Annotated in this window: 9 protein-coding genes and 1 pseudogene; 5 read left to right on the top strand and 5 right to left on the bottom strand. The window is 68.3% G+C overall.

The genetic code is table 11. The annotated features are described in order from the left end of the window. From NHG85_RS01335 to NHG85_RS01320, 4 genes are all read right to left on the bottom strand, one after another. The coding region (locus tag NHG85_RS01335) for an urease accessory protein UreF (RefSeq protein WP_305884589.1) at nucleotides 1–384 on the bottom strand (384 nt) is incomplete at its 3' end. A gap of 11 nt (nucleotides 385–395) precedes the next feature. Continuing rightward, the gene (locus tag NHG85_RS01330; protein ID WP_253329062.1) at nucleotides 396–2,105 is read right to left on the bottom strand and encodes an urease subunit alpha; all 1,710 of its coding nucleotides are present in this window, start codon (nucleotides 2,103–2,105) and stop codon (nucleotides 396–398) included. Next, nucleotides 2,092–2,412 (bottom strand): urease subunit beta, encoded by a 321-nt coding sequence (locus NHG85_RS01325; protein ID WP_253329064.1) that lies wholly within the window; start codon nucleotides 2,410–2,412, stop codon nucleotides 2,092–2,094. Before NHG85_RS01325 ends, NHG85_RS01330 begins: the two co-directional genes overlap by 14 nt. A gap of 239 nt (nucleotides 2,413–2,651) precedes the next feature. Further along, a complete protein-coding gene (locus NHG85_RS01320; protein WP_253329060.1) occupies nucleotides 2,652–2,954 on the bottom strand; it encodes an urease subunit gamma in 303 nt (100 codons plus the stop codon). Nucleotides 2,955–3,062: 108 nt separating this feature from the next. Here NHG85_RS01320 and NHG85_RS01315 point away from each other — a divergent pair, with 108 nt between their 5' ends. The 5 genes from NHG85_RS01315 to NHG85_RS01295 all read left to right on the top strand — a co-directional run bounded on the left by NHG85_RS01315 (nucleotide 3,063) and on the right by NHG85_RS01295 (nucleotide 9,147). Then, nucleotides 3,063–3,335 (top strand): hypothetical protein, encoded by a 273-nt coding sequence (locus tag NHG85_RS01315; protein WP_253329058.1) that lies wholly within the window; start codon nucleotides 3,063–3,065, stop codon nucleotides 3,333–3,335. Then, nucleotides 3,332–4,621, top strand: a complete 1,290-nt coding sequence (gene mgtE, locus NHG85_RS01310; RefSeq protein WP_253329056.1) for a magnesium transporter — start codon at nucleotides 3,332–3,334, stop codon at nucleotides 4,619–4,621. Before NHG85_RS01315 ends, mgtE begins: the two co-directional genes overlap by 4 nt. 238 nt (nucleotides 4,622–4,859) lie before the next feature. After that, entirely contained in the window at nucleotides 4,860–5,873 is a 1,014-nt protein-coding gene (locus NHG85_RS01305; protein WP_253329054.1) for an AI-2E family transporter, read from the top strand. Then, nucleotides 5,870–7,591 (top strand): alpha/beta hydrolase, encoded by a 1,722-nt coding sequence (locus tag NHG85_RS01300; protein ID WP_253329053.1) that lies wholly within the window; start codon nucleotides 5,870–5,872, stop codon nucleotides 7,589–7,591. Before NHG85_RS01305 ends, NHG85_RS01300 begins: the two co-directional genes overlap by 4 nt. A gap of 677 nt (nucleotides 7,592–8,268) precedes the next feature. Continuing rightward, nucleotides 8,269–9,147, top strand: coding sequence for a formylglycine-generating enzyme family protein (locus NHG85_RS01295; protein ID WP_253329051.1), 879 nt, complete (start codon nucleotides 8,269–8,271; stop codon nucleotides 9,145–9,147). A gap of 468 nt (nucleotides 9,148–9,615) precedes the next feature. Here NHG85_RS01295 and NHG85_RS01290 read toward each other — a convergent pair. Next, a pseudogene (locus tag NHG85_RS01290) lies at nucleotides 9,616–9,713 on the bottom strand (IS5/IS1182 family transposase); the annotation flags it as partial.

The raw sequence follows: 9,713 nt of genomic DNA, 5'->3' as shown, positions 1-9,713 counted from the left end.
CATGACCAGGGGTTGATGCGGCGCGCGCCCCAGCCGGTCGTAGTATGGATGCGGCCGCACGGCGGACATCGCGCGCCGCAGCTGGCGCCCGAGGTCGCGCGACACCTTGCGCAGTTCGGGCGAGGGGATGCGTGCGTCCAGCTCCGCATCGAGGTCGTCCAGCGTCCCGAGATCCTCCCGGCTGGCCTGCGCACAGGCGGCCGCGGCGAAGGCGGCGGCGATCAACCCCGCCGTCTCGGCGCGGCCCACGAGGAACGCCTCCACATCGGCTATATCGTGCACGCGCCCCGCCGTCACCGCGGGCTCCAGCCCGCCTGAATGGGCGTAGCCACCCGCGGGCAGACGTCCGTCCGCCAGCAGCAACAGCGCCGCCGTTCCCCCCATCCCGTCCACGGTCAGAACAGGAAGTAGCGCTGTGCCATCGGCACCTCGGTCGCGGGCGCGTGATCCGCGCTTTCGCCGTCGATCTTCACCTCGTAGGTGTCGGGATTCACGACGATCTCCGGCAGGGCCGTGTTCTCCGGCATGTCCTCCTTGCCGCGCCCGCGGGTGTTCTCGATGGCCACGAAGCGCCGCCGCGTGGCGATCCGGTCGGGCAGCCCGTCGTCCATTGCCGCCTGCGACACGAAGGCGACCGCCGTGGCGCCCGCCGCCGGCGTGCCCACGTTGAAGCCCAGACGCTCCATCACCGGCTGAGGCGTGGGGATCGAGGCGTTGGGATCCCCGAGTGCCGCCGTCGCCACCATGCCGCCGGTGAATACCGTATGCGGGCGTACTCCGAAGAGCGCGGGCTGCCACATCACGATGTCGGCCTTCTTGCCCACCTCGATCGAGCCGATCTCGCGCTCCAGCCCGTGGGCCACGGCGGGGCAGATCGTGTACTTGGCGACGTAGCGCCGCGCGCGGTGGTTGTCGGCGCGGTCGTCCCCCGAAAGCGAGCCGCGAAGCAGCTTCATCTGGTGCGCCGTCTGCCACGTCCGCATCACCGTCTCACCAATGCGGCCCATGGCCTGCGCGTCGGACGACATGATCGAGATCGCGCCGATATCCTGCAGGATGTCCTCGGCTGCGATGGTGCCCGCGCGCACGCGGCTTTCGGCGAAGGCGAGGTCGTTGGGCACCTGCGGATTCAGGTGGTGGGCCACCATTACCATGTCGAGATGCTCGGCCACGGTGTTGCGGGTGAAGGGTCGGGTGGGATTGGTCGAGGCGGGAAGGACGTTGCGTTCGCCCGCGATGGAGATGATGTCGGGCGCGTGGCCGCCGCCGGCACCCTCTGTGTGGAAGGCGTGGAACGTGCGGCCCGCGGCGGCCTTGAGCAGGTCTTCCTTGAAGCCCCCCTCGTTGAGCGTGTCCGAGTGGATCGCCACCTGCACGCCGGAGTCCTCGGCCACCGACAGGCAGGCGTCGATCGCAGCCGGAGTCGCGCCCCAGTCCTCGTGGACCTTGAAGCCGCCGACCCCGCCGCGCAGCTGCTCCCACATCGCCTCCTTGGACATGGTATTGCCGCGCCCGAGGAAGAGGACGTTGAGGGGCCAGGGGTCCATCCCCTCCAGCATGCGCTCCATCCACCACGCGCCGGGCGTGGCCAGCGTGGCCTTTGACCCCTCGGTCGGGCCGGTGCCACCGCCCGTGACGGTGGTGACGCCCGCGGCCAGCGCGACCTGGAACATCTGCGGGCCGACGAAATGAACATGGGTGTCGATGGCGCCCGCCGTGGCGATCAGGCCATTGCCCGCCATGATCTCGGTCGAGGGGCCGATCACCAGAGCCGGATCCACACCGTCCATCGTGTCGGGGTTGCCCGACTTGCCGATGCCCACGATGCGCCCGTCGCGCACGCCGATATCGGCCTTGATGACGCCCCAATGGTCGAGGATGACCGCCCCCGTGATGACCAGGTCCGGCGTCCCCTCGGCCCGGGTATGCGCCGACTGACCCATTGACTCGCGGATCGATTTGCCGCCGCCGAAGACGGCTTCGTCGCCGCCGCCCGAGCGATCCTCCTCGACCTCGATGGTCAGGCAGGTATCGGCCAGCCTGATCCGGTCGCCCGTGGTGGGCCCGTAGGACGCGACGTATTCGCGGCGATCAATCCTTTGCATCGTCGAGCCTTCCCTTGCAGTCGCCACGCAGTCCCAGGACGATGCGCCGTCCCATGATCGGAACCAGATCCACTTCGTGGACCGCACCCGGCTCGAACCGTTCGGCCCCGCCGGACAACACGGCGAGACGCTTGCCCCAAGCCGCGTCGCGGTCGAACTCGAGCGCCGGGTTCACCTCGGCGAAATGGTAATGCGACCCGATCTGGATCGGCCTGTCCGAGGTGTTGGTGACACGGATCGTGGTCACCTCCATCCCCTCGTTGATGACGACGTCGCCGTCGCCGAACAGGATCTCGCCCGGCACGATCGGGTCGGCCGCGTGATCGAGAGGCATCTCGGACTGGCGGCGGGGCGCCTGCCGGGTGCCGCCGCCGGGGCGGCGCGGCTCGCTCGGGCTGCTCGTGCCCGAGGATCGCGTCTGCTCGGGCGCGTCCGTGCTGGTCCGGTCGTAGTCACGGCCGGGATCGTCGGTCGGGTGACTGCCGCGCGCGCCCTCGGCCCGTGCGGCGCTGTCGGCAGCGAACTGCGCAAAGGGGTTGAGGCGGCTCATCGGATCGGATCCGTCACGGTGACCAGCTTGGTGCCATCGGGAAAGGTTGCCTCGACCTGCACCTGCGCCAGCATTTCGGGCACCCCCTCCATCACATCGTCGCGGCCGAGCACGCTGCGCCCCGATTCCATCAGATCGGTCACCGTCTCGCCGTCACGCGCGCCTTCAAGCAGGTAGGAGGTCAACAGCGCGGTCGCTTCGGGCAGGTTGAGCTTCAGCCCCCGTTCGCGTCGCTCCAGCGCCAGCTTGCCGGCCGTGTAGACCATCAGCCGTTCCTGTTCGTGCATGCTCAGCAGCATAGGCCACCTCCCCCAGTGCGCACTTCCATTGGAAGGTATGGTGACGAGGCGAACGGAACTTGTCATTGTATTTTTCAGATTTCGGCTGGCGGAAATGCGCGCGTTCAGATGTCCGACCGGTTCCGCCTCGGCATCCGGGCAGGGTGCCGCCGCGCCGCCACGAAGGAAGGGACTGCAATGGCCTGCGATGGAAAATACGAGGCACCAGAGGACATCCTCGGCGATGAGGCCCTCGGGCGAGACGAGAAGACCCGCCTGCCGGAGGCATGGCGCGACGACAAGACGGCCTACCTGCGTGCGTCGGGCGAGGGGGTGGGCGACGACGTCCGCGCGGGCCCGTCGAAGCGGATCGATAAAACGCTGGCGTCGTCGCAGCCGTGACCGCCGCCGCAGGCAGCCTCGAAGACTGGCCGATGCACGCGGTCGACGAGGCGGTGCGGCTGGGCCGAATGGACCGGGACGAGGTGAGCCAGAGGATCGCTTCGTTGCCGGTCGACCGTCGTGCCGCGGTCTTCTCCCGGCTGACCCCGCGATTGCAGGTGGATCTCGCAGAGGCGATGACTCGGGACGATCTGGCGACGCTCGGCGCGGCGATGGCTCCCGACGATCTGGCGGACCTCGCGGGCCTGCTGGGCGCGGAGGCCAGAGCGATCTTCCTGGCCGATCTGGACCCCGAACTGCGTGCATGCGCCGAACGGCTGATCGCGCATGCGGCCGGCACGGCGGGCGGGATCATGACGACCGATTACGCCGCGCTCGAAGCGGATGCGACGGCGCTGGAGACTCTCGATTCCCTGCGGCGCAAAGCGCCAGAGGAGGCAGCGATGCAGCGCGTCCTCGTCCTGAATGAGGGCCGTCTCGTCGGGGCGGTCCCACTGCGCGACGTCATTCTCGCCCCCGACGACGCGCGCCTGGGCGAGCTGATGGACGCGGCGCCGATCCATGTCGGAGTGGGCGAAGACCGCGAAACGGCCGCACGGCTGGTCGCGCGCTACGACCTGCCCGTGCTGCCCGTGGTGGAAGACGATGGCCGTCTCGTCGGCGTGATCACCCACGACGACGCGGCCCGCGCCTTGGCCGCTGAAACCACCGAGGATTTCCAGAAGACTTCGACCGTCCTGCCGATCTCCGAAACGATCCGGGATGCCGGGATCGGCCTGCTCTACCGCAAGCGCGTCGTGTGGCTGGCCCTTCTGGTGTTCGGCAACCTCTTCTCGGGCGCGGGGCTGGCGTATTTCGAGGAGATGATCCTCACCTATGTCTCGCTGGTCTTCTTCCTGCCTCTGCTGATCGACAGCTCGGGCAACGCGGGCGCGCAGTCGGCCACGCTGATGGTACGGGCGATGGCGACGGGCGAGGTGGAGATATCGGACTGGACCCGCCTCCTGCTGCGGGAACTGGCCGTGGCGGCCGGGCTCGGCGTGACAATGGCGCTTGTGGTGGCACCGCTCGGCCTATGGCGCGGCGGGGGTGAGGTGGCGCTGGTCGTGGCGGCGACGATGATGGTGCTGGTGCTGCTCGGCTCGCTCGTCGGCATGTCGCTTCCGTTCCTCCTGAGCCGGTTCAAGCTCGATCCGGCGACGGCCAGCGGACCGCTGGTGACCACGATATCGGACGGCGTGGGCGTTCTGGTCTATTTCACGATCGCCACGCTGGTGCTGGGTTGAAGGCGCGGATGCAGCTCGACGACCTCGAACGGCGCAGCGAGGGTCCGAGGCCTGCCGGAAATGGGGCCTGCCGGAAATGGCCTGAACCGGAACCAGTGGAGGATACGACGGTTCGATGCGCCGAACGCCCCATCCCCCGAAAGGCCATGATATGAAGACCTCACAGCCCGAGGGACCGCGACGCCCGCCGGGCACGCTCTTCGAATACGGAACGCGCAATGCGCTGGCAGTGGGGGTCGTGGCCCTGCTGGTGCTCGGGGCATGGACCCTGTCGGATGCCCTGTTGCTGACCTTCGCCGCCCTCCTCGTGGCGATCCTGCTGCGCCGGGGTGGCGAGGCCATCGCCTGCCTGACACCCCTGCCGGCCAAGGCAGGCGTCATGGTGATCGTGGGTCTGCTGGCCGGATTGATCTATCTGTTCGTGCGCACCCTGGGTCCCCGGATCGGCCGTGAGTTCACGCGCATTCTGGACGTCTTCCCCTCGTCCTTCGAGACTGCGGAGCGATGGCTCGCCGACCGCGCCTGGGGCCGGCTGATGATCGACGCCATTCCGGTCAACCGCGAGAATGGCATCGACTTCAACATATTCGGGACCATCGGCGGCACGCTGACGACGGCGATCGGCATCGGCACCGGGATCGTCCTGCTGGTTTCGGTCTCGATCTTCTTGGCGCTCGATCCAAAGCTCTACCGCATGGGCCTCCTCCATCTCGTGGCTCCGGCACGACGCGGGCGCGCAGGTGAAGTGCTGGATGCGCTGGATCGCAACTTGTGGCGCTGGCTTCTGGGGCAGATGGTGGACATGGCCGCCGTGGCGATCCTGACGGGGGTGGGCCTATGGCTGGCGGGCGTGCCCCTGGCCATCACGCTGGGCCTGATCGCGGGGGTGACGAACTTCATCCCCTTCATAGGGCCGTTCCTTTCGGCCGTGCCCGCCGTGGCCATCGCCTTCGCCGACGACCAACAAAAGGCTTTGTGGGCCCTGGGCATCTTCGTGGCCGTCCAGCAGTTCGAGGGCAACGTCCTCATGCCCATCATCCAAAAGCGCGCCGTCGCGCTTCCGCCGGTCCTGTCGATCCTGGCCATCGTGGCGTTCGGCGCGTTGTTCGGGTTCCTGGGCATCGTGGTGGCCACGCCGTTGCTGCTGGTGGTGATCGTGCTCGTGCGGATGCTCTACGTGGAGGACGTGCTGGGGGACACCGGACTGGTCGGGTCGAGAAACGACACCGGGGCGACAGGTGATCGGACGTGACCTCGCGTTCCGGCGATACGCCGACCCAGGGCCGCGCGCCGTTCCGGCAATACTTCGGGTTCCTGCTGCGCGGCACCGGACTGCGCGCACTTCCCCTGTCGCTCGCGCTCGCGTTTCTCGCCGCGTCGCTCACGCCGTCGCTGATGCCGCGCGGGGCGGTGCTTCAGGGGGTGCTGGGCGGGATCGTCATGGGCGTCGGGTACGCCCTGGGGGTCGTGATGCTGGCCGCGTGGGCCTATCTCGGGTTACCTCATGCCGGGGCCCGGCGTCTGGCGATCCTGCGCCTTTCGGTCCTGGCGCCCGCGGCCGTCCTGCTGCTCTGGTGCCTGGCCTCCGTTGCCCGATGGCAATCTTCCGTCCGCGAGGCGGTCGGCATGACGCCGGTGGACACGACGCATGGATGGACGATCCTGGGGTTGGCGGTCCTGCTGTTCGCCACGCTCCTTGGCGTCGGCCGTGCGGTCCTGTGGGCCTTCGACGCGATCCGCCGTCGACTCTTTCCGATCATGCCCGTGCGGGTGGCGAACGTGGCGGGCGCGGTGCTGGTGGCGTTCCTCGTTTTGGTGATCACGCGCGACGGGGTCGTGGGTTTCCTTCTACGTTCCGCTGACGAGGCCTTCGCCGAAGCGGCCGCCTTCTTCGACGCGGACGTGCCGCCCCCGCCCGGGGTTCTGGCTTCCGGTTCGACCGCCTCGCTCGTGGACTGGGAGGCGATGGGCGTCGAGGGACGCGATTTCGTCATGCGCGGACCGGACCGGGACGGGATCGCCGCGTTCACCGGCCGCCCGGCCATGGCACCGATCCGCGTCTATGTCGGTCGCGAACAGGCAGAGACGCCGCAGGAGCGCGCCGCCGTGGCGCTGGCCGAACTGATCCGGGTGGGCGGGTTCGATCGTGCGACCATGGTGATCGCCATGCCCACGGGTACGGGCTGGCTTGATCCCGGCGCGACGGCCCCGCTGGAATACCTGCTAGGCGGCGATATCGCGACGGTGTCCGTCCAGTACTCCTACCTCAACTCGCCCCTGGCCTTGATCTTCGAGACCGAGAGCGGACCCGAACAATCCGTTGCCCTGATGCGCGCCGTGACGGGGTATTGGCGCGATCTCGATCCTGACACGCGCCCTCGGCTGTTCCTGCACGGCCTGTCGCTAGGCGCGTGGTCGTCGATGCAAGCGGTCGATCTCTTCGAAATGGTGAACGATCCGATCGACGGCGCCCTATGGGCCGGTCCGCCCTTCCCGTCCCGGCTATGGCAGAACGCGACCGCCCGGCGCGACCCCGGTTCCCCCTATGTGCTCCCGGTGGTCGGGGACGGTAGGCTGGTCCGGTTCGTCGATCAGCGCGAGGCGATATCCTCTGAAGGATGGGGGGCGATGCGGGTCGTGTTCCTGCAATACGCATCCGACCCCATCGTGTTTTACGAACCCGGTGCTGCGTTCCGCAAACCCGAATGGATGAAGGAGCCGCCCGGACAGGGCGTATCGCCGCTGGTGCGGTGGATCCCGGTGGTGACGATGCTTCAGCTGGCGCTCGACATGGCCATCGCGACGTCCGTGCCGGACGGGCACGGGCACAACTACATCGCCGAGGACTACATCACGGCCTGGGTGGCGGTTCTGGGCATCGAGGACTGGGAGCCCAGCGACCTCCACCGCCTGCGGGACCATTGCCGCCTTGGCCGGGGCGAGGGCTGCGGGATAGATACCCGACCCTAGCGTCGGGCAGGTATCGTGTCACCCTCGGGGTTCGGCAGGATCAGGGCGCCCGTCTTGTCGATCTGCGCGGCGGTCACGCTCGCCAGCGCCTCGATCATGCGGTGCTCCCGATTCGTCAACGTTTCGAAGCACGGCATCCGCACCGCGCCCCGGCCGTCGAGCGTAGGGCCGTGCTGTCCTATGCTCACTGTCCCGACAGCGAGTTGCATCCTGTCCGCACCCCGAGGCCGCCGTCCGGAGCTATGGCTGGAAATGGGTGATGTGGCCCAAGAAGGCGGCATATCGTGACGGGTGCTGAAGCCTGCCAGAACCTCCCGAAGGAGGGGCCTGCCACGGGATTTTTCCTCCTCCGTCGGGTCCATGCTCATTCCATATCTGGTATTACAAATTCCGGAATTGGTTTTTATCGAGAGACGTTGTCCGACCCTTGTCAAGCGGTGCCACGCTGCGTCCCGCAGTCCTTGGACCGAAGGCCCCCTTGCCCGGCGCGACCGGCCGGCTTGTACTGCGCCGCGCTTCGATGCTCTAAGAAGGGTGGCCGGTGCCGGGCCAAGCCCCGACCAGGCCGCAGGCTGAGACAGACGGACCCCGATCCCCATCCAATGACGCACCCATCCGACACCAGACGAGCCTCCTGCTGCGCGCCCTCGGCCCCCCATGGGCCCGTACCGTCTGCGATGGAGATCGCGCCATCGCCCGTGCCGCGCGCCGATGCGGGTGCGGTGAACATCCCTGGCGGCAGGGCGCTGGTCGGCACCCGCCGGCCGGTCATTCCCGATGACGGCGAGGGCCCGCTGCGGCACAAGCGCGTGGCGCCGTTCCGGATGGGGGCGGGCACCGTCACCAATGCCGAATTCGCGGTCTTCGTCGCCGAGACCGGTTTCAGGACCGAGGCCGAGCGCATCGGCTGGAGCTTCGTGTTCCACAGCCAGGTCGCCGGGCGGGTGGGAGAAACCCAAGGCGTGGCCGCGCTGGAATGGTGGCGGCGCGTCGACGGTGCCTTTTGGCGCGATATCGACGGCGCGGGCGAGGATGCGGCGCGCGCCCGCCCCGATCACCCGGTGGTGCATGTCTCCTGGAACGACGCCCAGGCCTATGCCCGCTGGGCCGGGGGGCGGCTGCCCTCAGAGGCGGAATGGGAACATGCTGCCCGCGGCGGGCTGGGCGACGTGCGCTTTCCCTGGGGCGAGGCGGAGCCCGACGACGACGCGCATTTCCCCTGCAACATCTGGCAGGGCCGGTTCCCGCACGACAACCTCGGCCTCGACGGGCACCTGTTCGCCGCCCCGGCGAGATCCTATGCGCCCAACGGCTACGGGCTCTACAACATGGTAGGCAATGTCTGGGAGTGGACAGCCGAGCCCTTCGCGGTGCGGTCGCTGCGGCGGACGGCGCGCGCGCATCAGCTGTCGCGCCGGGGCGAGCGCCTCCTCAAGGGCGGCTCGCATCTGTGCCACAAGAGCTACTGCTTCCGCTACCGCATCGCCGCGCGCAGCGGCAACACGCCGGACTCCACCACCACGCATCAGGGCTTCCGCGTGGTCTGGGACACCTGATCCGGCCGCGGCCGCGCCACGCCGTATGTTTCGCCCTGTAGGGTCGCGCAGGGGCGGGTCCTCAAGGCGATGGCGCATCGGACCCCCTCGGCCAGCCTTGCATTCAGCGCAATCCGGCCAGACCCAACTGTCGGCTGTCTACTTCCGCGTCAGGGTGCATGTCTTGGGGCGAGACCGGCAGGCATCAGACGGAAAGCTCTTTACATGGCCCAGACCCCGAACCTGGTCACCGGACCTTCGCTGGCCCGCACCCTTTCCGCGCCCTTCGCCGCCATCGGCCGTTTCCGCACGGCGATCGCCGAAGCCCGCCCGCTCGTGCAGCAGTTCAGCCGCTTCAACGAGATGAGCGACGAGGATCTCGCCGCGCTCGGTACAACCCGTGGCGAGATGGTCCAGAAGATCGTCGGCCGTCAGGGGCTCTGTTGCACGGAATACCTGAAGGCTGAGTTTCCCCTTACCCCGAGCGGCTTAGACGACGGGTTCTGTGACGGGAATGCCGAGTGCGGTGAAGCGGTTTAAGATCGCGATGCGGACCTGAAGCTCGGCGGTCTGGCGATCGAAGTCTC

The sequence above is a fragment of the Limimaricola litoreus genome (genome assembly GCF_024159025.1).
GTDB classification, from domain to species: domain Bacteria; phylum Pseudomonadota; class Alphaproteobacteria; order Rhodobacterales; family Rhodobacteraceae; genus Limimaricola; species Limimaricola litoreus.
This window is presented reverse-complemented; position numbering and strand designations above follow the sequence as displayed.

Coding starts and splice junctions, on each gene's coding strand:
- NHG85_RS01330 (WP_253329062.1), bottom strand. CDS start 2,105: ATGCAAAGGATTGATCGCCGCGAATACGTCGCGTCCTACGGGCCCACC.
- NHG85_RS01320 (WP_253329060.1), bottom strand. CDS start 2,954: ATGCTGCTGAGCATGCACGAACAGGAACGGCTGATGGTCTACACGGCC.
- NHG85_RS01315 (WP_253329058.1), top strand. CDS start 3,063: ATGTCCGACCGGTTCCGCCTCGGCATCCGGGCAGGGTGCCGCCGCGCC.
- NHG85_RS01295 (WP_253329051.1), top strand. CDS start 8,269: ATGGAGATCGCGCCATCGCCCGTGCCGCGCGCCGATGCGGGTGCGGTG.